This is a genomic window from Desulfocastanea catecholica (assembly GCF_054657295.1).
The window spans coordinates 206859-229014 of the sequence record NZ_BAAHYZ010000005.1; the positions used below are offsets into that span (position 1 = coordinate 206859).

Sequence of the window (22156 nt, forward strand, 5' to 3'; positions counted from 1 at the left end):
GACATTCCAACCCCTTTATCTCCGGTCTTTTGCAGGCCACTGCCAAACATTTTCTCGAAGAGTTCGGTGACTCGTGATTAAGCAGTTTTTGCGACGCCTTTGTATTGCGCATAAAGATCGTGTATGCGCTTTCGGAGCTGTCGGATCCGATCCGAATCCTCATCGGAAAGCCAACGCGGTTCGCTGATGGAATAGATCATCTTCGCCAGCTCATCGAGATAGGATTCAGTCGCCTGGCACCATTCATCCGTACACATACTCTGCATCTCCTTGGCCTCGTTGATGTCTTTGCCGATGACATCCAGGGAGGCCGTCAGGTTGGCAATAAAATCGCGATGGGTTCTCAGAAACGATTCTTCCATTCTCTTTTGTTGTTCCATTTCAATTCTCCTCTGTGTCTGAATATGATCCGGAAATTCATTGAGGCCGAAGACAAAGGAGCAGAGCCGGTCTTTTCAGGCCGATAAACACAACACGGACCTTTGTCTGCAAACAGGATTTGCAAGGAACATGCCGAACAGGCGTAAAGTCGCCGTCGAGATTGGTCTGCCGACGCCTTCCTCTAAAAGTCGCCGCAGGCAGAAAACATTGCCGATTTTTGGGCCGGATTGAATTTTACAGAATTGTCCGATGTCAAAAGACATAGTCCGCTCCAGCAAGACAAAAAAATGTTCTCACTGTCCATGTCGTGTTACGGTTTCTGCAATGCGGCAGATTCCAAGCATAAAATCGACAGGAATCAGCAGGCGTCCTCCAGTTCCCGGATCAGGCCCTGGTATGCCGAACTGATCGATGCATCACGTGCTCTCAGCGCCATGGCCAATGCCTTGGGGATGTTCAGCGCACGGTCGTCAGCCAATTTTTCGCGGTATATTTTTTTAAAGTCGCAGGAAATGCGCAGCGTCCAGTTATCCTTATTCGTTGTGCCCGGCTTGTTATAGCTTTCCATGCCGCCAAGAAGATCGGTAAAATAGACCATGATATTTTGCGCCGGGCCGACAAATAAATCGGCAAACTTGGCCTGGACCAATGCCCCGGCATCAACGGCCAGACGTTCTTTCCAGCTTGTCTGTTCCGCTGCAGGGATACGCAGACGAATGGCCAGATATTCGGCCTGCCGACGTGTAACGCCTTCTTTTTGCCATCTGTCCGCCACCTGCCAGATGGTCGGGGTGTCATGATTGCCAAGCATCAGCCAATCCTCCGGCCGGGCGTTCTCGCTGCGGTAGACATCGAGCGTATTGGTCAGATCAGCCTTCTGGGTAACCCGGAAACGGCCCAGCCCGTACAGGTCCATGACCCGTTTAACCGGATAGGGCTGGGTGCTGAGAATTTCACAGGCAATCGTCCCCGCGTTCGCCCATTTTTTTTCGGTCGTCTTGATAATTACCTCAAGGAGCTGGGCATACCTCCCAACCTGTTCCGCATCGAGACTGGTCACCCAGTTATCGTCGTAGCGGTGCTTTTGCGTATTGAGCTGCTCCGGCCGAACTATGGCGTATTGCGCCAGCGCGGGATGATCGGGCAGCATCGGCGAAGCAAAAAGACGTGCGCCATTTTGTACAGCACCAAAGGGATCGGCCTGATCAGATGTATAGACCCACGGACAGATCAGGCCGTGCGGATGGTCCAGACGCAGGCCGTCGAATTCATCGACCAGTTTTTCTATCCGGGCCTGGAGAAAGAGCAGAGCGGGACCCGGTTGTCTGGACCCGTTAGCGCTGTCGACAAAATAGCAGTGGGGGTCGAGCACGGCATAGTTCCACGGCTGTCCCTCCGGATTGGTCCGGCTGGGCGGTGCCCCCATGACATACCCGGCCAGCAGGAAGGATTGGCCATACCAGGCATCGCGACCTGACATGCCAATCTGTAAGTCGCCGAACAGTTGCAGGCCAAGACGCCGGCATCGCTGTCTTAATTCCCGGTGCTGTTCGGCCAGCAGGAACTGGATGAAACAATAGTCATCAATCGCCTCGCCATACTGTCGTCCCAGAGCCTCCCGGCGCAGGCGTACCGCTTCTTCCAGACCGGCTGGCGGGGCGAAAAGGTGCCTGTCGAGCCGACCCTCTTTCGCGTTGTCCCATTGTCTCCAGCTCTTGCCGGCGTAGTGCTGTCGCAGCAGCTGATAAAGGGCGTCTCTTTCAAGCCAGGGCGCATTTTGTCGGCGATATTCCTCATAAGAATGGCTCAGGGCTTGCCAGGCGGCGGATCGCCCATCTGTCACTTCCCGTCGATACCGCCTGCATATTTCGGTGGAAATATCGCCTATGGCCAGCCTGGCGAAGATATCATCCACCCGGTCAGGAGCAGAGTGGAACTGGTCGATAATCCCGGCCAGCCTGTCTCTTTCCAGCAGCGGACAAGCCGATCGAATCAGGGAGAGTGGGGCCAGAGACAGAGGATTCCTGGAAAAAAAGCTGCCGTCATAGGGTGAAGGGTTAGCCTCGGTGGTTATGCCCTGCGGCCCCAGCTGCACGCCGGTAAAACCGAGAGATGCGGCAAACGCGAAAAAGTCGGCGGCGCCTGCGGAATAGGGGGAACCACGGCCCAGGTTCTCCTCCGGCAGGCTGGGAAACGCCGCATCATGCACGCCGAGCAGAAAGTTGGTGATGCCGAGAAGTTGAAGCGCTTTGTTTATTTTTTCCAGCACTGTCAGTCTCCCTGCTTCAGGCGAAAGACCATCATCGCCAGGGGCGGCAGGGTCACGTTCAGCGAATGGCTCTCGCCGTGGACCGATAAGGGTGTCGCCTCCTTGCCGCCGAAATTGCCCTGGCCGCTGCCGCCGTATATCGGCGCGTCACTGTTGAGTATTTCCTGCCAATAGCCCATTGCCGGGACACCCAGGCGATAATTGTGCCGCGGCACCGGAGTGAAGTTACCGATACAGACTACCACATCGCTTAAATCCTTGCCCCGGCGGATATAGCTGAGGATGGACTGTTGACTGTCATTGCAGTCGATCCAGGAAAATCCCGCCGGATCATTGTCGAGTTCATACAGCGCCGGCTCGCCGCGCAGAAAAGTATTCAGGTCGCGGATCCAGCGCTGCAGCCCCTGGTGAAAGGGAAAATCCAGCAGTGGCCAATCGACGGTCCCTTCATGATTCCACTCGGTCCACTGGCCGATTTCCCCCCCCATGAACAGCAGTTTTTTGCCGGGATGGGAAAACATATAGCCATAGAGCAGCCGCAAATTGGCAAACTTGCGCCAGTAGTCGCCGGGCATTTTTCCGATCAAAGAGCCTTTGCCATGCACCACTTCATCATGGGAAAAGGGCAGCATGAAATTTTCATGATAGGCATAGAGCAGACTGAAAGTCAGCCGGTGGTGGTGATAGGAACGATGTATCGGGTCATGGCGCATATAGGCCAGGGTATCGTGCATCCAGCCCATATTCCATTTGAAACCAAAGCCCAGTCCGCCCAGATAGGTCGGCCGTGACACCATCGGATAGGCGGTCGATTCCTCGGCAAAGGTCATCACATCCGGATGTTCCTGATAGACCAGCTCATTGAATCGTTTGAGGAAATCTATCGCCTCCAGATTTTCCCTGCCGCCGTAGCGATTCGGTATCCACTCCCCTTCCTCACGCGAATAATCCAGATAGAGCATCGAGGCGACGGCATCAACGCGCAGGCCATCGATATGATAGACTTCCAGCCAGAAAAGGGCATTGGACAGCAGGAATTCCGCCACTTCGGTTCGCCCGTAATTAAAGATCAGTGTCCCCCAGTCCCGATGCTCTCCCTGGCGCGGATCGGCATGTTCATAGAGATGCGAGCCGTCAAAATAACCGAGACCGTGGGCATCACGCGGGAAATGCGCCGGCACCCAGTCGAGGATGACGCCGACACCGGCCTGGTGCAGGGTATCGACCAGATACATAAAATCCTGCGGCGTGCCGAAGCGGCTGGTCGGCGCAAAATAGCCGATGGTCTGATAGCCCCAGGAGGCATCAAGGGGATGCTCATTGACCGGCAGCAGTTCCACATGGGTAAAACCCATATGGCTGACATAATCGACCAGCTTTCCCGCCAGATCCCGATAGGTAAGCCAACTGCCGTCCTCACGCCGCATCCATGAGCCGAGATGCAGCTCGTAAATGGAGATCGGCGCTGCATGGTGATGGTCCTGCCGGGCAGCCATCCAATCACCGTCCTGCCAGCTATAGCCGGCAAGGTCCCAGACGACCGACGCCGAGGCCGGGCGTATTTCACAGTGAAAGGCATAGGGGTCGGTCTTTTCAACCCGGTAATTATTCAATTTTGAGGTGATGGCGAATTTGTACAATGCGCCCTGCTCAACCCCGGATACAAAACCCTGCCAGTAGCCGGAATCCTTGATTCTTGCCAGAGGATTGGCCGCACTCTGCCAGCCATTGAAGTCGCCGATGACGGCAACTTCTTCGGCGTTCGGCGCCCAGAGGGTAAAGAAGGTGCCCTGCATGTGGTCATTTTTTATGCTGTGCGCGCCGAGTTTTTCCCAGGATCGGTAATGCGTGCCCTCGGCGAGCAGATGCAGGTCATAATCGCTGATGAGACCATTGGTGGTTGCCGTTTTTTTCATCTTTTCACTTTTTCCTTTTACTGGTCTTTTTTCTCTCGATGATATCGACGATACCGGCCAGCGGAATGTGCACCCAGGCCGGCCGATTATTCAATTCGTACTTCAGTTCATAAAAAACTTTTTCCAGGAGAAAGATATCGAGGATGAAGTCGGCATCCGCGGTCGGCAAAAACGGCGCGCCTGCGGCAGTCTGCCAATATGCCCCGACAAAGACGCTGCTCACCCACTGATACCAGGCCCGGCCCCAGGGGAGAAGTCCCTGCCTGTTGTCACCTTGGTCATCTTCGCCGGTTGCCGCCGCCAGGGCGGTTTCCGCTGCGTACTGGAAGGAGCGTATCATGCCGGCAAGGTCTTTTAAGGGCGAACCCTTCAGGCGTCTGGCCGCCATCGGCCGCAGAGGTTCGCCTTCAAAATCAACCAGGATGAAATCATTGTCCTTTGTCCGCAAAATCTGACCCAGATGATAATCCCCATGGTGTCGGATCAATTGCCCCAGCGCCGCACCCATCTCCGTCATCTCGCCGACCCTGTCCAGCAGGGCCGGGACCTCCTCGAGGATCAGGGCACAATTGTCTCGCAACTCTGCCGGTAACTCATTCATTCTCACATTCAGACTCAGGAGAGCGTCCTGAATCTGCCGGGTTACCGACTCCGCCAGCTGCGCCGTAAAGGCAGCGGTCGATTTTTCCGGCTTGAAAGCCGGATTTTTTTTCTCTTCCGCCAGAGCCAGATGAAATTCCGCGGTCCTCCGGCCAACGGTGCTGATGGCCTGGAGATATTCCTCGGTCATGGCGGTAAATACCGCGGGTGGAGCCTCCCGGGAGGCGTCCATAACCGACAATTCCATCGCCGGCACAGCTTCTCCCGCAGCAAGACGGTTTTTCGCCTGCTGGTAATACTCCTGCAGCGCCGCCAGGGTATACGACCAGCCGTCGCCCTGGTTGGGGATAAATTCCTGCAGCATACCCATCGTTGCCTCCTGCCCCGCAGCATCGAAATACTGCAATATCCCGGCAACCCGGGCAACTGAGTTGAAATTCTTTTTTCCAGTCAGGTAGAGACTCATCTCGACATCGGGATTTATCCCTTTTTCCAGTTTCCGATAGAGTTTCAGCACGAAGATTTCGCCGATGATGATTGAGGTATTGCTCTGTTCGGCGGGCAGTTTTCGCACCGAGGTGTAGCCATCGCCCGCGCCGATCAATGCATCATAGATTTTTGTCGGTAACGCTTTGATAGTGCCACCCTTGGCGGTGGTGTACTGTCGGCCGTCACCGATGGCGGTCAATAAAATATCGTAGGAGGCTCTGTCCATGAGCGCGTCGTAAAGAATCCCGTCACCCTTGCGGTTATTGACAAAGGCGAGAACGCTGTCGGGTATTTCTTCGGCAAGGGTGAGGGCCGATTGCCCCTGAGCGATTTTCATCGGCACGGCATAGTCTTCCTGCTCCCCTGATTCATACTGCAGGCTGAGAAAGGTGCTGTAAAAGGACGCGCCCATTTTACACCAGTCGACCAGACTGCAGGAGGTGATGTTTTTTGCCTTACCACCAAACCAGCGCTGCCTGGCAAGATATGCCGGCAGGATATCGTTGCCGAGGGTAAAAAGATAGTGCGGTTCGAGCAGACTATCCCACATTTTCTCTAGAGTAAATCGCGGCATTTTCTGCAATTCAGTTGTTCCGGCACGGACAACTTTTATCGGTTCCGCCGGCGATTCGATTCTGAACCAGTAAAAGCTGTGCGGCCCCAGGGTAATGAAATACGGCAGCTCGCCGATGGCCGGGAAATCAGTTCTGCCGATCATCTCAACAGGGATGTGCCCCTTGAATTCCGACAGGTCGAGCTCTGCCGGCTGGACGAACCTGGAAAGATTGGCGATCACCATGATTATCTCGCTTTTGTAACGGCGGATAAAGGCGAGTATTGCCCGGTTGTCCGGCCTGATAAACTCCAGACTGCCGCGGCCGAAGGCCTTATGCTGCCGGCGCAGGGCGATCATCCTGCGCATGAAATGCAGCATGGACGACGGGTCGCGCTCCTGGGCTTCGACATTGACCGCTTGATAACCGTACACCGGGTCCATGATCAGCGGCAGATAGAGGCGGGCCGAATCCGCTTTGGAAAAACCGCCGTTTCTGTCCATACTCCACTGCATCGGCGTACGGACGCCGTCCCGATCGCCGAGAAAGATATTGTCGCCCATGCCCAGTTCGTCACCGTAATAGATGACCGGGGATCCGGGCATGGAAAAGAGCAGGGAATTCAACAATTCCATGCGGCGGCGACTGTTGTCGATCAGTGGCGCGAGTCGCCTCCTGATGCCGAGATTCAGTCGCATCCTGCCGTCCTTGGCATATTCCCGGTACATATAATCGCGCTCGGCGTCGGTGACCATTTCCAGCGTCAGCTCGTCATGGTTGCGGAGGAACAGCGCCCACTGGCAGGTGTCAGGTATAGGCGGGGTACGATCGAGGATATCGGTGATGGGATGCCGGTCCTCCTGGCGCAGTGACATAAAGATCCTCGGCATCAGCGGGAAATGATAGGCCATATGACAGACGTCCCCTTCACCGAAATAGGGCAGGACGTCTTCCGGCCATTGATTGGCCTCGGCGAGGAACATGCGCTCGGTGTAATGTTGATCGAGGTGCTTGCGAAACTGTTTCAGGACCGCCAGGGTTTCCGGCAGGTTCTCGTTATTGGTCCCCTCCCGGACACAGAGATAGGGCACGGCATCGAGGCGGAGGCCGTCGACTCCCATATCGAGCCAGAAACGCATTATCTTCAGGACAGCCTGCACCACCTTCGGATTATTGTGATTCAGGTCCGGCTGGTGTGAAAAAAAACGATGCCAGTAGTAGGCCTTGGCCAGCGGATCCCAGGCCCAGTTGGACAGCTCGCTGTCGGTGAAGATTATCCGTGTTTCAGGAAATTTGCTGCTGGTGTCACTCCAGACATAATATTTGTGCCGTGCCGAGTTTTTTTTTGCCCTTCTGGCCAGTTGAAACCAGGGATGCTGATCCGAAGTGTGATTGATGACCAGTTCGGTGATAACCTTTATCTGGCGGCGGTGGGCCTCGCGGATAAAGGTTCGGAAATCTCGAAGACTGCCGTAGCCCGGATGTATGCCTCGATAATCAGAAATATCATAGCCGTCATCCCTGAACGGTGAAGGATAAAAAGGCAGCAGCCAGATGACATTGACTCCGAGGGCCTCTATATAATCGAGCTTTTCAATAAGGCCCCGGAAATCCCCGGTACCGTCATCATTGCCGTCCTTAAAGGCCTTAACGTGCAATTCATAGATGATGGCGTCTTTATACCAGAGGGCGTCTGTTTTTCCTTTCAGCATAGTGCAACCCTTGTCCCCTACATGAAATAATCAAAATCACGTTCCGTGCGCAGTTTACGGCGCAGCAGAAAAATCTGCGCCGGGCTTTCGTTTGGATCAAGGCGCACGTAATTTTTTCTGCCCTGCCAGAGAAAGCGATTATCAAAGAGCAGTTCATGCACCTGATACACCTCCTCTTCCTCGATATGAAATTCCTCGAGGGGAACCTCCAGCCAGCCGGCCTGAACATGGTGGGGATCAAGGTTCACCGCCACCAAGATGATATTGTCGAAATCCTTCGTGCTTTTGCCGTAGAACAGCAGCTGTTCATTGTCGACGGGATAGAAAGCCAGCCTTCTATTGGATGCCAGCGCGATATTGTTTTTCCGGATACTGTTTATCCGGGTAATGAATGCGCGGATATTGCCGGGACTTTTCCAGTTGCGCAGTTTTATTTCAAATTTTTCCGAGTTGAGATACTCTTCGGTTCCCGGCAGCGCCTGGTTTTCCGTGAGCTCGTAACCGCTGTATATGCCGTAGCAGGAGGAGAGTGTTGCCGCCAGCACCAGGCGGCTGATAAAGGCCCCGCGACCACCGAATTGCAGATATTCCGGCAGGATATCCGGGGTATTGGCGAAAAAATTTGGCCGAAAGTATTCGCTCACTTCGGTCTCCACCAGTTCGCGCAGATAGCTGGTCAATTCATGTTTGCTGTTGCGCCAGGTGAAGTAGGTGTACGACTGGCTGAAGCCGGCTTTGGCCAGGCTGTACATGACCCGGGACCGGGTAAAGGCCTCGGAGAGAAAGACGATGTCCGGATAATCGCGGCGTACTTCGGTTATGAGCCATTCCCAGAAAGGCAGCGGCTTGGTATGCGGATTGTCGACCCTGAACAGACGCACCCCGCGTTCGATCCAGAACAAAACGATGCTCTTCAGCTCGTGCCAGAGAGCCTGCCAGTCCTTGCAGTCAAAGAAAAACGGATAGATATCCTCATATTTCTTAGGTGGATTTTCGGCGAATTTGATCGTCCCGTCGGGACGGTGACGAAACCATTCCGGGTGTTCCCGGACATAGGGATGATCCGGGGAACATTGAAAGGCAAGGTCGAGGGCGGTCTCAAGGCCCTGGGCCCGGGCAACGGTGACCAGATGCTCAAAATCATCAAGGGTGCCGAGTTCCGGGTGGACCGCTTTATGACCGCCCTCTTCGGCCCCGATGGCCCACGGACTGCCGGGGTCTTCGGGGGCTCGGTCCAGACTGTTATTGCGGCCCTTGCGATTGGTCCGGCCAATGGGATGGATGGGCGGCAGATAGAGGACATCGAAGCCCATGCCGACGATTTCCGGCACGAGCTGTTCAACATCCTTGAAGGTTCCGCTCTTTTTCGGATCAGCAGTGACGGAACGCGGGAATATTTCATACCAGGCACTACAACCGGCTCTGCGTGCTTCGACGATCACCGACAGAGCCGGGGCAAAGACCGCTTCCCGGCAGCGTTCCGGATAACGGTGCATCATGGCGGTGATATCCGCGGCTGTCGCTTTGGCGACCATGTGTTCCTGCGGTTCCACGGCCCGCAGCAAGGACGCCATGGTCGAGAGCCAGTCATCATCGGGAGAAAGTGCCCTGGTGGAGGTCGCTTCAATCATCGCCGCCCCTTCCAGCAGTTCACTCGCAACATCCTGACCGGCCTGGAATTTTTTCAGCAGATCCCGCTGCCAGGTGGAGAAATGATCTATCCAGGCCCTGACCGTATACTGATAAATGCCGAGCGTATCGACGGTAAATTCGGCAGTCCACAGGTCATCACCCCGGCTGCACATGGGCAGTTCACGCCATTCGCCGTCACCATGCCGGTACTGCAGAACGGCTCTCAGGAGATCGTGGGCGTCGGCAAAAACCGCGGCGGAAACCTCAACTGTCTCGCCCACCACCCGTTTAATCGGAAAACGACCGCAGTCAATGCGCGGGGTGATCGCCTCTATCCATACCCGGCTGGCCTTTTCTTCGGCAAGCGGATGGGGTGGTTGTTGCTGTTGCATGTTCCTTCTCCTGCAATAAATGATAGCTCAATCAAGGCGGCAAGAGTACCGAAAAAGGTCATGATCTTGCGATAAAGGATCATGTCCTGTGTGGCAGGACGAGATGATGAGTGGAGTGGTTCAGTGATTGTCAACCGTCCAGGAAAGATACCGTGTTATCTCGAGATAAGGCTGTTCAAGATGTTTCCGGATACCCTGTCTTTTCTAAAAACAACAGAGCAAGTGATATGCCATACTTCCTAATTATTGCGGCGAGGTTGCCAGAATGATGTCTCCATACCAGGCCACAGCACTCTCACCGGTATTGTCGGTATCGGTCATAATGGCAATGGCGGCGGCTTTTTTCGGTTCTTCGCCAAAAAGACGCCGGTAATCCGCCCAGATATCACGCTCCTCGGACACCCATTTGCCGGCCGATGCCGGACCGGACTGGACGGCAAGCATCATCGCCTGGGCAGTAAAGGCATTGGCGATGGATGCATTTTCGGCCAGCTGGTTGGCCCAGATATAATTGATGGCCCTGGTCTGCCAGAAAAAACGGCCGGGAAAAACGACATAGAGGCGGGCGGCATAATCATCTCCGGCCTTGGTTTTTTCGTCTCCTCCCTCGATGGTCTTGTCAATCTTCCACGACCAGCGCAGATAGCGGTACTCCGCCGGTTGAAACTCCATTTCCTTTATCAGGCAGGACGCCGCCGCCTGACTGACAGCCTGCAAAACAACCTTTCCGTCGTCCTGGACCAATTGATACCTGGTCTCCCCGGCAAAAATCTTCGTGTTCCACCCGGCCAGACCCTCACGGGCAAAATCACTGACCGCCAGTTCCTTGGTCGAGGCAAGGGTCGACGTGGAGAAAACCATGCTCGTCAGGAACAGGCAAAAATACCGCCAATGCCGATAAACACCTTTATATTGCATGTGCACCCGATGATGTGAATTTCCCATGAAAGAATCTTGTCCGAAATGATCGGATTTGTCCATTGATACGGGACGGAAAAAAGGAACACCAGATGCTACCCTTGCCCGACCCTCTGCGACGACTTATAATTTTTACACCTGCCGAGTGTCGGCCCCCGGCAATGTCACGGCGGTAGTAAATCTTGAGTACCTGGTAAAAAATCGGATTTCAAGATGGCTAAGTAAAAAGATTCCTCGGCGAGGCCATCAACCTCAACAGCAGGAGAATTCCCCATGCATATCACCAATATTCTTGTTCCCGTCGACGGCTCCAGCTACTCCGCTCACGCAGTAGAATGCGCCATTGACCTGGCCAAGGTTTCCGGTGCCAGGATCTGCGCGGTCAACTGTTATGAATTGCTTGATGCCAGTCTGGAAGTAAGCGGCATCTTTGCCAAGGAAGTTACCAAAAGTGTTGAAGATCAGTCAAATAAAATTCTGGAGAAAACAGCACAGCAGCTGCAGGAGGCGGGAGTCGATTTCACCACGAAAAGTATTCTCGGGTCGCCGGGAAAAGTGCTTTCCGACCTGGCCAGATCGAAAGAATTTGACCTGATAATCATGGGTTCACACGGACACTCGAATATTACCGGACTTTTTCTCGGCAGTGTCACCCATAAGGTACTGAATACTATTTACTGCCCGGTTATGGTCGTGCCATAAAGAGAGCTCATGTCCAGCCGTACTCACCGCGCAGCGGGACAAAACGGCATCCCCCGAGATTTTCCTTAACTACTCCGTCCGGGGTGCGGGTCAGGCGCAGCAGCTGCTGCAGGTCATGATCGCCGACCGGTATGACCAGCCGGCCTCCCTCGGCGAGCTGATCGAGCAGCGGCTGGGGAACATGCGGCGCCCCCGCAGTGACGATAATCCCGTTGTATGGTTGATGCTCCGGCCAGCCACGGGTTCCGTCGGCCACCTTGATGATAATATTACCATAACCCAGCCCCTGCAGAACGGATGTCGCCTTTTTCGCCAGATCAGCAATTGTTTCAACCGTATAAACCGTACTGCACAGTTCGGCCAGAACAGCAGCCTGATACCCGCTGCCGGTGCCTATTTCCAGCACCCTGTCATTTTTTGACAAAATCAGTGCCTCGGTCATCAAGGCCACCATATACGGCTGTGAAATGGTCTGCTGACGATCAATCGGTAATGGCTGATCCTCATAAGCCAGCATCTGCAGATGCTCCGGGACGAAGCGATGCCGCGCTATTTTCCGCATCGCGGCAAGGACCGCCGGGTCGCGTATCCCCCGCCGGATAAGCTGCACATCGACCATTGCGTCCCTGAGTCGCTGGAAATCACTCAACTGTGATAGTGGCATTTTTATCCCTTTGCTCCTTGCAAATAATCAGACTGGTTGTACCCGACTGGTTGTCTTTCGCTTATTATGTTTTCAAATTCAATTTCCATGCCTGTTTTTTTCTTCACTGTGACTATTGCCAGGGGCAACAAAACAATTGCCTGATGTAAACGCCAGGTGAAAAAAAATTTAACGGCCCATCACCTTTCGGTAGACAAGGCTTCAAAGCCGGAAACAATGTCAAGCAGCTCCGAGGTGATCGACGACTGTCGTTGCCGGCGGTACTCCGCGAAAAGATCTTCCAGCCGTTCGTCGATATTTTCTTCCGCCGCCTGCATGGAAGAGAGACGAGCACCATTCTCCGTCGCCATCGATTGGGCAAAGGCACGATACAGGGAGACAAAAAGATACTGGCGAAGCAGGGACGAAAAAAGCCGGTTGCGCCCGAGGGTGTACACCGGAAGGGATCGGGACTCCCAGGGACGGGAAACGATATCGCCATACCACTCATCGGCCAGCGGCAGCAGGTGAATCTCTTCCGGTTGAGCGGCAACACCTTTGGCCTTGCTGTTATGGAACAGTTTAACAGTATTCACCTGATCTTGTTCCCGCCAGGTATTAATAGCTGCCAGAATATTCTGCGACTGGGGAACAATGCCGTCCAGCGACCCGGGAACCGCATACACTTCTTCGACCACGAGCCCTGCCGCTTCAAGAAATGCAGCCACTCTGCCACCGACACAGAGAAGGCGCGGCCGACTCCGGTTGTCATGCAGCCGAGAGATCCTGCTGACGGCAAAATGGCCGATCCTGTCATTGAAACCGCCGCACATGCCCTGGTCGGAACCAAAGACAACGACGCCCAGACGTCTGGTTCCGGCCCGCCGCTCCTGCTGCCGGCGCATATCGGCCGGCCCGGCCTGCAGCACCGCCTGCAGTCCGAGGAGTACGGTGCGGTAGTATTCATCGATCGAATTGCCCGCCCGCTCATACCGGTTGATGCTCACTGCAGCCAGGCTCTTCATGGTCCTGACAATGTCGAGCAGGTCGGTGGCGCTGCTGATACGCCGGGTCAGTTGTTCGGCGGTCTGCACGTTTTTTTTATCCTTGTTGATCTGCAGAATCGGTTGACGATTTTACCTGCCCGGCAACAGCCTGCCGGGCCACGGCGAGAATTTTCTCGCGCTCCTCGGCGGTAAGCTTTTCTCCCTGGTGAATACGATCACGGACAGCGGCCAGTTGGTCATCGACGACGGCAATGATTTTCTGCTCGGCAGCGCGTACCGTACTGACCGTGATGTCGTCAAAAACTCCGGCGTTGACCGCCAGCAGACAGGCAACCTGCTGCGCCGCCGACAGGGGTGCGTAACGGTGCTGTTTAAGGATTTCCCGAACCCGCCGGCCGCGCTCGAGATCCTTCTGCGTCGCTGCATCGAGACGGGTACTGAACCGGGCAAATTTTTCCAGCTCGACGAACTGTGCATAGGCCAGGCGCAGATTACCGGCTACCGCCTGATATGCCGGCAACTGCGTTTTCCCACCCACCCGGGAGACCGACCTGCCGGGATCGACGGCCGGCAGGACACCTTTTTTAAAAAGATCCGGCGACAGATAGATCTGGCCATCGGTGATCGAAATCAGATTGGTCGGGATATAGGCGGAGACGTTCTGCGCTTCGGTTTCAATAATCGGCAGGGCGGTCAGGGAACCTCCACCCAGGGCCGCACGCAGATGGGTTGAGCGTTCGAGCAGACGCGAGTGAATATAAAAAATATCTCCGGGATAGGCCTCACGGCCGGGCGGCCGCCGAAGCAGCAGGGACAGTTCACGGTAGGCAATGGCATGCTGGGTCAGGTCGTCGTAGACGACCAGTACATCCCGGCCTCGATCCATGAAATATTCGCCAATGGCGGTTGCCGCATAGGGCGCGATATAACGCACTCCCGGCGGCTCCTCCCCGGCGGCGACAACAATGACGGTATGCTCCAGGGCGCCTTTTTCGCGCAGGTCGTTGGTCAGCGTCGCCGTGGCGGAGCTGCGCCGGCCGATGGAGCAGTACACACAGACGACATCCTTGCCCTTCTGGTTGACAATGGTATCAAGGGCGATGGCTGTCTTGCCGGTCTGGCGATCGCCGAGAATGAGTTCCCGCTGGCCGCGTCCGACGGGAATCAGGGCGTCAATGACCTTGATGCCGGTTTCCAGCGGTACGGTGACCGGCGCCCGATCCATGATGGCCGGGGCGTCCCGCTCCACATGGTAACGAGCTGATGTTTGCGGAGTATTTTTTCCATCCAGCGGTTGACCGAGGACATTTATCACCCGGCCGAGCAGTTCTTCACCCACGGCAATGTCTATGACCCGGCCGGTTCGTCTCACCCGGGTACCGGCACTGATGTGGTCACTGTCACCAAGCATGACGACACCGATCTCCTCCGGGTCAAGATTAAAGGCCAGACCGTAAACATTATCCGGGAATTGCAGCAGTTCCTCCGACTGTACCCGGGAAAGACCGCCGACAGAGGCCACCCCGCCGGCTACGGCCAGAACACGGCCGACCTCATGCACTTCGAGCTGCGGCGTATATGTCTCGGTCACTTTGTGCAGCGAGGAAAATATATGGGCGGCGACAGCGGAGAGATCCACCGTTGGTCCTGTATCTTTGGTTTCTCTCTTCGTATCGTTCATATATCACCGAAACGTACCTGCCGTTATTTTTTCGGCCATGTCATCGTCCCCTGCGGGCTGGTGCCCCGCCATGACACCAGCTATTTCCTTGCGCAGGCCGGCGATATACTCCTGCAGATTCCAGGCCACGACATCATTGCCGCTGTCCAGTTTCACCCCGGCCAACAGCTCTTCGTCGCGCGCATAGAGAACTGCGACTCGGCTGTCGAATACCTCGTGCAAGGCCCGCGTCAGTTGCTCTTTTGCACCACTTTGCAGCTCGAAGACAGCGGTGACGGTCACCGACGGATTTTCTTTTGCCAGGGAATGTTGCAGCCGCTGCACCTTTTTTTTATCAAGATTTTTAAGCCGATTGAGAAAAACCTCAATCATCCGCTCCTGCAGATCCTGTCCAGCAAGATCCTGCAAGGCACGGCTGGCTGTCAACAGCACCTGTTCCGCCGTTCGGCGGGCCAGCTCGTCGATAAAGGTCTGCTGCTGTTTCGCTAGATCGCCTTGCCAGTGCTCTTCCAGTGCGGCAAAGTGACGTTCCATCTCCTGTCGCCTCTGCTGCCACTCGCTTTCTGCCTGCTTTTTTACCTCCTCCAGGACCAGTTCCTTTTGTTGCCGCAGCTGTGCCGATTCTTCCTCGAATTGCCGCTTTTTCTCCTCCGCTTCCTGCCTGGAAGATTCGGCATCCTGCAAACGTTTAGCGATCCTCTGTTCCCGCTTGTCCATTGCCTTGATGATCGGACCATAGAGAAAGTGTTTCAGCAGAAAGACCAGGAGAAGAAAATTACCTATCTGGGCGATCGTCGTGAACCAGTCAATAAGCATGATCAGCCACCGGTCTGGTTAAGAAAATACTCCCAGAAAGGATTGGCAAACAGCAGAATCATCGACACGACAAAGCAGTAAATGGCTGTTGATTCAATCATCGCCAGACTGACAAAGAGCGTCCGGGTGATGGTGTTTGATTCATCGGGCTGCTGTGCCAGAGCGGCAAGGGCGCTGGCCACCGCCCGGCCTTCGCCGAGTGCCGGGGCGATGGAACCGATGGCCATGGTGATACCGGAGATGGCAATCGATACCATGCCGATAAGGGTCAGGTTATCCATAGTGTTCTTGCTCCATATCGTTATGTAGATTCGGACGCTGTTTCTCTTTCAATGACCGTGCCGAGGAGGCAATGTAGACAATGGCCAGGACCGCAAAGATGTAGGCCTGAATGAGCCCGGTGAGAAGACCGAAAACCTGCATGATTATCGGGAAGATAAGCGGCACGATAGAAACGAGAATGGCGACGATCATATGGCCGCTCATGACATTGCCGAAGAGCCGCACCGCCAGGGCAACGGTGCGGGAAAATTCCCCGATGATAGTGAACGGCAGCATAAACAGTGACGGCTGCAGGTAATGTCGCAGATAACCGATCAGCCCCTGATGCATGACGCCATACAGAGGTACGGCAAGAAACACGCAGGCAGCCAGGCCGGCGGTGGTGGAAAGGGACCCGGTCGGCGGCAGGTAGCCGGGGACGATGGTCAGGATATTGGCCGAGGCGATAAACAGAAACAGCGTGCCGATAAATTCCAGGTACTGACCCGGGTTCTGATGGCTGACCTGATGAATCTGCTCACGCATGCCGTCAACGAGCACTTCCAGCAGATTCTGCCAGCGAGACAGCTGTTCCGTGGTCGACAGACGCCTGGTAACGAGCCACGAACCGAAACTCAACAGGAGCATAATGCCCCAGGTAAAGACAATGGTGGCATTGATTGATACGCCCCCCCATTGCAGATAAACGACATTGTCCGGACTGATATGCATAGGCCCTCGAAACTTTTGAAAATCTTCGTCTCAGCGAGAAAAAGATGTGACTGGTGAAACGCCGAATCGTCTGCATGCCAGAATCCGGGCCAGATAAAATCCAGCCAAAACCAGCACCAGTCTTTCCCAGCGCGAGTCGATAAGCAGATAAAAGACCGCCATACACGCGGCAATTCGCAGCAGCATACTGGACAAAACGAGCAGTGTCGGCCGCCTGCTGTCGGCAACTTTTTTGACCGTCAACCACAAACCAAGGTAGTTGGTGATCCCGGTCAGGACGCCGCCGATAAAAACCGCTGTCAATACAATAGTATCATCCATCCAGCTCTCCTTGTTGTAACCGGTTACTCTATGTCACTCCCGGGTCATGTTGTCATTGCTCAGGTTACCAATGGTTGTGTTGTTCCGTCTTCTGACCATCTTCTTCAGGGTTGTTTTCATCCTTTTTAGTGAGGGCTTCACGCTCTCTGACCATCCAGAACCAGGCATTGACACAGCCGAGGCACAGGCCGATCACGAGAAAGGTCAGGGTCCAGGAAACCTGTCCCTGCTGCCAGTGCTTGTCAAGCCAGATACCGAAGGCAATGCCAAGCAGTGTCGGGATGGCGATCGACCAGCCGATCAGACCGAACATGCCCAGACCGAACCAGACCGATTCCTTGCCGTCTTGCCGCATGGCCAATTTTCTTTTCTCCCTCTTTCTCACCTCTTTCTTGAATGTTTCGAGATCCTGCTCTGCCTGTTGCGCCTGCTGCATGTCTGGCCTGCTGTTGTGCCGATCAGCCATGGCTGTTTTCTTCCAACCGGATAAATTGCCGGACAAAGCCGACTTCCAGCCGGGCCATGGTTGCCCGGTTTTTTTTCTGCTGCTCATCAAGTTTCTTAAAACGCTGTTCCACCGTCATGCGCAAATCACCCAAGGATGCGCCTCTGATTCCATTACGTACCGAAACCAGCACCTGTTCGGCGCATTTGACCAGGATCCCTTCATCAATGGCGAGAAATTCCTCCCGGTCATCACCACCGACGAACTGGAGAATTCCCGGCACCAGCGCGGCGACAAAATCAATATGTCGCGGCAGCAGGCAGAAAGAACCGTTTTCCGCCTCGGCGATGACTTTTTTCACCGGCTCGTCAACCAGTATTTCCGCCGGCAGCAGAACTTTCAAGCGCATGATTCGACTCCTTTCCGGGCGGGTTTTCCCTGCGCCGCGCCTCTTTTTTTTGCAGCACCTTTGCTGTTTTTCCTTTTCACCTCATCCACCGTGCCGATCATATACAGGTCGCGTTCGGAGCAATCGGCAAACTCGTCGTGGAGAATACGCTCACAGCCATCCAGGGCGTCCTCCAGCGAGACACTTCGACCTTCCTGCCCGGTAAACTGCTCCGTGGTAAAAAATGGCTGGGTCAAAAACCGTTCCAGACGTCTGGCCCGGTTCACCACCTGCCGATCCTCCTGCGACAGTTCTTCCATGCCGAGCATGGCGATAATGTCCTTCAACTCTTCATAGCCGGCCAGTGTCTTTCTGATCTCCCGGGCCAGATCGTAATGGTGTTGTCCGACAAATTCGGCCATGAGCATTTTCGAACCGGACTGCAGCGGATCGATGGCCGGATACAACCCTTCGCCGGCCCGTTTTCTCGATAAAACTATAGAGGCGGATAAATGCGAAAAAATATGCACCGCCGAGGGGTCGGTGAAATCGTCGGCCGGGACATAGACCGCCTGCAGCGAAGTGATCGATCCCCTGGCGCTGTTGCTGATACGCTCCTCCAGTTCGGCAAGCTCGGTGGCCATGGTCGGCTGATATCCCACCCGGGATGGTAACCGGCCCAACAGTCCGGAAACCTCCGAGCCGGCCTGGATGAAACGAAAAATATTGTCGATCAGCAGCAGCACGTCCTTGCCGACGGTATCGCGAAAATATTCGGCTATGGTCAGGGCCGCATGGCCGACACGGAAGCGGGCGCCCGGCGGCTCGTTCATCTGGCCGAAGACCATGACCGTTTTGTTATCTCCTCCGGCATCGTGAATTTCCCGGTACAGCTCTTCCGCCTCCCGGCACCGCTCGCCTATGCCGCAGAAAAGGCTCACTCCTTCATGGAGACGGGCGGTGTTGTTGATCACCTCGGTGATAAGTACCGTTTTACCGACGCCGGCGCCGCCAAACAGACCAGCCTTGCCGCCCCTCTCCAGTGGTGCAAGGACGTCGATCGCCTTGATACCGGTAAAAAACAGTCCCGATTCGGCGGTGCGGCGGTCGAGAGGCAAGGGATGACGCAGCAACGGCCTCTGTTCGACGAATTCGAGCGGTCCTTTTTTATCCAGAGGATGGCCAAACACATCAAGCATCCGACCGACAAGCTTTTCGCCAACGGGGATCTGCAGCGGATGGCCGGTATCGGTCACCGCCATGCCCCTGGCCAGCCCTCTGCTCGGTGTCAGGGCAACGGCTCGGAGATCCTGTCGGCTCAGGTGGGCCATCACCTCCATAATGCATATCCGCCTGCCGGGCAGAGCGACATGCAGCTCCGCCTGCAGCGGCGGCAGTTTATCAACAAAAAAAACATCGACAACACTGCCTCTGACACGGACGATACGTCCCCGATGGCTGTTTTTCATAAAAAAGACATTGCAAATTACAGACCAGCAAAAGTGTCGGTTCCGGCGGCTGGTGGCCGCAACGACGGTCATGGTGAAGTTTTACGGCTCGGAAGCTAAACGGTCTTGTCGATTTTCCGATGAACGGTTCAGGAAAATAAAAGGATTCGCCTATGGTGGGAATCTGTCCTGAGAGACAGGATTTGTCCATTCAAACAGGAGAACCCCTGCCTGCCGATTATTTGCTGGAAAGATGATATTTCTTCAGCAGATCGTACAGCCTTGAGCGGGACAGACCGGAGATTGCGCAGCATTTCTGGATATTTCCCTCTGTCAGGGTCAGCAGTCGGTGCAGATATTTTTCTTCCTGGTCTGCGATCGCCTGATCTCGTGCCCCTTTCAGCGTCGGCATGTCCTCGATTTCCAGGTGCGTCGGGTCATCCCGGTCATGTCGCAACCCGGCAGTCGCCGTGTCCATTTCTTTTATTTTGTTTTTGGTGATCTCGATTCTAATGCGTAAAGGCAGATGCTTTGAATAGAGAATGGCACTGTCCCCAGCATTGGTTATCGAACATTCAATGGCTTGGAATAACTCACGAACGTTGCCCGGCCAGGAGTATTGGCTGAGGAACATGACATAGTCGGGAGAGAGCCTTTTCTTTTTTACCCTATTGCGCTTGCAGTACTCATCCCGATAATAATAGACGAGTTCGGTGATATCGGCAGTCCGCAGGCGCAGGGGGGGCAGCTCAAGATGAAAGGTCTTCAGGCGAAAGAGCAGGTCCTGGCGAAAGGTGCCCTGCTCAACCATGGCGTACAGATCTTTATTGGTCGCTGCGATAAGCCGGAAATCGCTGTTTGTTTCGACGGTGCCGCCGACGGGAAGATACTTTCTTTCCTGGATGACGCGCAGGAATTTTTTCTGGATTTCAGGCGGCATCTCGGCAACCTCATCGAGAAAAAGCGTGCCGCCGTCGGACTGCTTGATAATACCCGGCTGGGCTTTATCTGCGCCGGTGAAAGAGCCTCTGACATGGCCGAAAAGGATACTTTCCACCAGGGTCGACGGCAGGGCGGCACAATCGACAATGGTTAGATTTCTCGAGGCACGAGCGCTCAGATGGTGAATAATGGTGGCAAAAAGTTCCTTGCCGGTGCCTGTTTCTCCGCTGATGAGGACGTTTGCATCGGTCTGGGCGATCTGTGCCGCAAAATTGATGCATTTCTGGGTCAGCTTGCTCCGGCCGATTATGCCGTGGTGTTTTGCCTGAACACCAATGTCTTTTGACAAGAGCCGCGCTGTATCCTGTTTGCTGTGGCGATAGCGCAGTGCACGCCGGATGACTTGCGGCAGGGATTTTTCCGGTTCAATGTCGATGACATAATCCCAGGCACCGCTTTTCAAGGCGATTTCCGCCTGGTCCGAATCGCCCCGGGTAGATAAAATGACAATCTCCGGCGAGTTGCTGTCACATTGGAAATCCTGCAGGGCATAGCAGGCATCGCCGTCAGGCAGGGAGTCGCGCATCAGGATGAGCTGGAAACACTCTCCTTGATTTTTTTGCAGTCCTTCCTTGAGGCTGGAAGCATAGCTCAGGCGAACGTCGCCTTTATCCGTGCATTTCAGCAGTATATCGAATACGTTACGGTCATTGTCAATTATCAGGACAGTGGGATCAAGATCCGGCATAGGTACCCTTCCAGACAACATTGACTGCTCACCCCGGGAATCGGGGAGTAAGCCTGTATAACATTCTCGTGCCGTTGACGAATTAAAAGGTGTCACTCCATGCAGTAAACACTAAATAGAGGAATAATTCACTAATTTTGCCATGCAGCACCGTTTACCCAGCGCATTGATGTATCACATTTTTGATACTGAACAGCCGGGGTCACAATAACATCGCCATTTCATTAGAAAATGACATATCCAGCCCCGCCTGCCACTGGGTATGTTTTTTGCAAGTTAGATCTAAAAAGTCTCGTCGGTACGGCACTGATCAATTCGATGCAAGGAAAGAATGATGAACAAAAATCTGCTGCTCTTAGTTGAGGACAACCCGCTTGATGTCGCACTTATAAAAGAGTATCTCGCCGAAAAGCCTCTCTTTCAGTACGACTTGATGGAAGCAGATTCCCTAAGGGCGGCGCTGTCTCTCCTCGCCGATCATGATTTTGACGTTGTCCTGCTTGATCTTGGTCTGCCGGATTCCTCGGGGCTGGATACCGCCCGCAGGATCATCACGGAATATGCAGAGACGGCGATTCTCGTCCTTGCCGATGCGGAAAATGATGCCATAGCCCGGCAGGCGGTGCGCTATGGCGCCGAGGATTATCTGGAGAAAAACCTTCTTTCCTCCGCCCTGCTCTTTAAATCGATACACTATGCCATTGGCCGCAAGAGAGTGCTCCAGGAAAAGTATGATATTCTCAGCGATCTCGTTCTCGCCCTGGAGAAAATAGAACATCTGGAAAGCCTTCTGCCCATTTGTCTTGGCTGTAAGAAAATTCTCCATGAGGACAAACACTGGATGACCCTGGAAGAATATATCCATCAGGCGGCAAGCAGAAAGGTGATCAGGCCCATATGCCCTGACTGCCGCGAGGATATCAAGAATAATTAGCAATTTTTGCGGTTATTCCCCGTGCGCCCTGGTGCGGCACAGTTCTTCTCCTGGCTTTTGGTAAAAATGGTTCCAAATGTTGTGCAAATCAATTATACAAATTGATTTGCTACTCGACCTATGCCCTTAATGTCACGCAGATCGGTGTCTTTTCCCTTCTGCACCAGGTCGAAAAGACAGGTCAGATTACAGGTGTTGCCTCAAGGAATTCTCGGCATGAGGGAA

General features: G+C 54.5%; 19 protein-coding genes. 2 read left to right on the plus strand and 17 right to left on the minus strand.

Annotated features, from left to right (window positions below; translation table 11 throughout):
* Nucleotides 1-77: 77 nt before the first annotated feature.
* The 6 genes from ACYQ8U_RS06875 to ACYQ8U_RS06900 all read right to left on the minus strand — a co-directional run bounded on the left by ACYQ8U_RS06875 (nucleotide 78) and on the right by ACYQ8U_RS06900 (nucleotide 10890).
* The gene (locus tag ACYQ8U_RS06875) at nucleotides 78-380 is read right to left on the minus strand and encodes a hypothetical protein (RefSeq protein WP_459944789.1); all 303 of its coding nucleotides are present in this window, start codon (nucleotides 378-380) and stop codon (nucleotides 78-80) included.
* 359 nt (nucleotides 381-739) lie between these two features.
* Nucleotides 740-2650 (minus strand): 4-alpha-glucanotransferase, encoded by a 1911-nt coding sequence (locus tag ACYQ8U_RS06880; RefSeq protein WP_459944790.1) that lies wholly within the window; start codon nucleotides 2648-2650, stop codon nucleotides 740-742.
* A gap of 2 nt (nucleotides 2651-2652) precedes the next feature.
* Nucleotides 2653-4566 carry a 1,4-alpha-glucan branching protein GlgB gene (glgB, locus tag ACYQ8U_RS06885; RefSeq protein ID WP_459944791.1) on the minus strand — a complete coding sequence of 638 codons (1914 nt, stop codon included), beginning with the start codon at nucleotides 4564-4566 and terminating at the stop codon, nucleotides 2653-2655.
* 4 nt (nucleotides 4567-4570) lie between these two features.
* Complete coding sequence (treS, locus tag ACYQ8U_RS06890) at nucleotides 4571-7921, minus strand: maltose alpha-D-glucosyltransferase (RefSeq protein WP_459944792.1); 3351 nt, start codon at nucleotides 7919-7921, stop codon at nucleotides 4571-4573.
* A gap of 17 nt (nucleotides 7922-7938) precedes the next feature.
* Entirely contained in the window at nucleotides 7939-9945 is a 2007-nt protein-coding gene (locus tag ACYQ8U_RS06895; RefSeq protein ID WP_459944793.1) for an alpha-1,4-glucan--maltose-1-phosphate maltosyltransferase, read from the minus strand.
* A 243-nt stretch (nucleotides 9946-10188) separates the two neighbouring features.
* Nucleotides 10189-10890: a DUF3047 domain-containing protein gene (locus ACYQ8U_RS06900; RefSeq protein ID WP_459944794.1), complete on the minus strand. Its 702-nt coding sequence runs from the start codon at nucleotides 10888-10890 to the stop codon at nucleotides 10189-10191.
* Between the two features lie 246 nt (nucleotides 10891-11136).
* On the opposite strand from ACYQ8U_RS06900, the gene ACYQ8U_RS06905 reads away from it, so the two are divergent.
* Nucleotides 11137-11565, plus strand: coding sequence for a universal stress protein (locus ACYQ8U_RS06905; protein ID WP_459944795.1), 429 nt, complete (start codon nucleotides 11137-11139; stop codon nucleotides 11563-11565).
* Between the two features lie 7 nt (nucleotides 11566-11572).
* On the opposite strand, the gene ACYQ8U_RS06910 is transcribed toward ACYQ8U_RS06905, so the two are convergent.
* The 11 genes from ACYQ8U_RS06910 to ACYQ8U_RS06960 all read right to left on the minus strand — a co-directional run bounded on the left by ACYQ8U_RS06910 (nucleotide 11573) and on the right by ACYQ8U_RS06960 (nucleotide 20997).
* Nucleotides 11573-12229: a protein-L-isoaspartate(D-aspartate) O-methyltransferase gene (locus ACYQ8U_RS06910; RefSeq protein WP_459944796.1), complete on the minus strand. Its 657-nt coding sequence runs from the start codon at nucleotides 12227-12229 to the stop codon at nucleotides 11573-11575.
* 179 nt (nucleotides 12230-12408) lie between these two features.
* On the minus strand, nucleotides 12409-13302 hold the full coding sequence (locus tag ACYQ8U_RS06915) for a F0F1 ATP synthase subunit gamma (protein ID WP_459944797.1): 894 nt from the start codon (nucleotides 13300-13302) through the stop codon (nucleotides 12409-12411).
* Between the two features lie 7 nt (nucleotides 13303-13309).
* Nucleotides 13310-14896 (minus strand): alternate F1F0 ATPase, F1 subunit alpha, encoded by a 1587-nt coding sequence (locus tag ACYQ8U_RS06920; RefSeq protein WP_459944798.1) that lies wholly within the window; start codon nucleotides 14894-14896, stop codon nucleotides 13310-13312.
* A 3-nt stretch (nucleotides 14897-14899) separates the two neighbouring features.
* Nucleotides 14900-15712 (minus strand): F0F1 ATP synthase subunit B family protein, encoded by an 813-nt coding sequence (locus ACYQ8U_RS06925; protein ID WP_459944799.1) that lies wholly within the window; start codon nucleotides 15710-15712, stop codon nucleotides 14900-14902.
* Nucleotides 15713-15714: 2 nt separating this feature from the next.
* On the minus strand, nucleotides 15715-15993 hold the full coding sequence (locus ACYQ8U_RS06930; protein ID WP_459944800.1) for a F0F1 ATP synthase subunit C: 279 nt from the start codon (nucleotides 15991-15993) through the stop codon (nucleotides 15715-15717).
* Nucleotides 15986-16705: a F0F1 ATP synthase subunit A gene (locus ACYQ8U_RS06935; protein ID WP_459944801.1), complete on the minus strand. Its 720-nt coding sequence runs from the start codon at nucleotides 16703-16705 to the stop codon at nucleotides 15986-15988. Before ACYQ8U_RS06935 ends, ACYQ8U_RS06930 begins: the two co-directional genes overlap by 8 nt.
* 30 nt (nucleotides 16706-16735) lie before the next feature.
* Nucleotides 16736-17026 carry an N-ATPase subunit AtpR gene (locus ACYQ8U_RS06940; RefSeq protein WP_459944802.1) on the minus strand — a complete coding sequence of 97 codons (291 nt, stop codon included), beginning with the start codon at nucleotides 17024-17026 and terminating at the stop codon, nucleotides 16736-16738.
* 64 nt (nucleotides 17027-17090) lie between these two features.
* A complete protein-coding gene (locus tag ACYQ8U_RS06945) occupies nucleotides 17091-17492 on the minus strand; it encodes an AtpZ/AtpI family protein (RefSeq protein WP_459944803.1) in 402 nt (133 codons plus the stop codon).
* The gene (locus tag ACYQ8U_RS06950) at nucleotides 17485-17880 is read right to left on the minus strand and encodes a F0F1 ATP synthase subunit epsilon (RefSeq protein WP_459944804.1); all 396 of its coding nucleotides are present in this window, start codon (nucleotides 17878-17880) and stop codon (nucleotides 17485-17487) included. Before ACYQ8U_RS06950 ends, ACYQ8U_RS06945 begins: the two co-directional genes overlap by 8 nt.
* Nucleotides 17871-19328 carry a F0F1 ATP synthase subunit beta gene (gene atpD, locus ACYQ8U_RS06955; RefSeq protein ID WP_459944805.1) on the minus strand — a complete coding sequence of 486 codons (1458 nt, stop codon included), beginning with the start codon at nucleotides 19326-19328 and terminating at the stop codon, nucleotides 17871-17873. Before atpD ends, ACYQ8U_RS06950 begins: the two co-directional genes overlap by 10 nt.
* 217 nt (nucleotides 19329-19545) lie before the next feature.
* Nucleotides 19546-20997 (minus strand): sigma-54-dependent transcriptional regulator, encoded by a 1452-nt coding sequence (locus ACYQ8U_RS06960; RefSeq protein WP_459944806.1) that lies wholly within the window; start codon nucleotides 20995-20997, stop codon nucleotides 19546-19548.
* A gap of 331 nt (nucleotides 20998-21328) precedes the next feature.
* Here ACYQ8U_RS06960 and ACYQ8U_RS06965 point away from each other — a divergent pair, with 331 nt between their 5' ends.
* Nucleotides 21329-21931 carry a response regulator gene (locus ACYQ8U_RS06965; protein WP_459944807.1) on the plus strand — a complete coding sequence of 201 codons (603 nt, stop codon included), beginning with the start codon at nucleotides 21329-21331 and terminating at the stop codon, nucleotides 21929-21931.
* Nucleotides 21932-22156 lie beyond the last annotated feature (225 nt).

Coding starts and splice junctions, on each gene's coding strand:
- ACYQ8U_RS06875 (WP_459944789.1), bottom strand. CDS start 380: ATGGAACAACAAAAGAGAATGGAAGAATCGTTTCTGAGAACCCATCGC.
- glgB (WP_459944791.1), bottom strand. CDS start 4,566: ATGAAAAAAACGGCAACCACCAATGGTCTCATCAGCGATTATGACCTG.
- treS (WP_459944792.1), bottom strand. CDS start 7,921: ATGCTGAAAGGAAAAACAGACGCCCTCTGGTATAAAGACGCCATCATC.
- ACYQ8U_RS06895 (WP_459944793.1), bottom strand. CDS start 9,945: ATGCAACAGCAACAACCACCCCATCCGCTTGCCGAAGAAAAGGCCAGC.
- ACYQ8U_RS06900 (WP_459944794.1), bottom strand. CDS start 10,890: ATGGGAAATTCACATCATCGGGTGCACATGCAATATAAAGGTGTTTAT.
- ACYQ8U_RS06905 (WP_459944795.1), top strand. CDS start 11,137: ATGCATATCACCAATATTCTTGTTCCCGTCGACGGCTCCAGCTACTCC.
- ACYQ8U_RS06910 (WP_459944796.1), bottom strand. CDS start 12,229: ATGCCACTATCACAGTTGAGTGATTTCCAGCGACTCAGGGACGCAATG.
- ACYQ8U_RS06920 (WP_459944798.1), bottom strand. CDS start 14,896: ATGAACGATACGAAGAGAGAAACCAAAGATACAGGACCAACGGTGGAT.
- ACYQ8U_RS06925 (WP_459944799.1), bottom strand. CDS start 15,712: ATGCTTATTGACTGGTTCACGACGATCGCCCAGATAGGTAATTTTCTT.
- ACYQ8U_RS06930 (WP_459944800.1), bottom strand. CDS start 15,993: ATGGATAACCTGACCCTTATCGGCATGGTATCGATTGCCATCTCCGGT.
- ACYQ8U_RS06935 (WP_459944801.1), bottom strand. CDS start 16,705: ATGCATATCAGTCCGGACAATGTCGTTTATCTGCAATGGGGGGGCGTA.
- ACYQ8U_RS06940 (WP_459944802.1), bottom strand. CDS start 17,026: ATGGATGATACTATTGTATTGACAGCGGTTTTTATCGGCGGCGTCCTG.
- ACYQ8U_RS06945 (WP_459944803.1), bottom strand. CDS start 17,492: ATGGCTGATCGGCACAACAGCAGGCCAGACATGCAGCAGGCGCAACAG.
- ACYQ8U_RS06950 (WP_459944804.1), bottom strand. CDS start 17,880: ATGCGCTTGAAAGTTCTGCTGCCGGCGGAAATACTGGTTGACGAGCCG.
- atpD (WP_459944805.1), bottom strand. CDS start 19,328: ATGAAAAACAGCCATCGGGGACGTATCGTCCGTGTCAGAGGCAGTGTT.
- ACYQ8U_RS06960 (WP_459944806.1), bottom strand. CDS start 20,997: ATGCCGGATCTTGATCCCACTGTCCTGATAATTGACAATGACCGTAAC.
- ACYQ8U_RS06965 (WP_459944807.1), top strand. CDS start 21,329: ATGATGAACAAAAATCTGCTGCTCTTAGTTGAGGACAACCCGCTTGAT.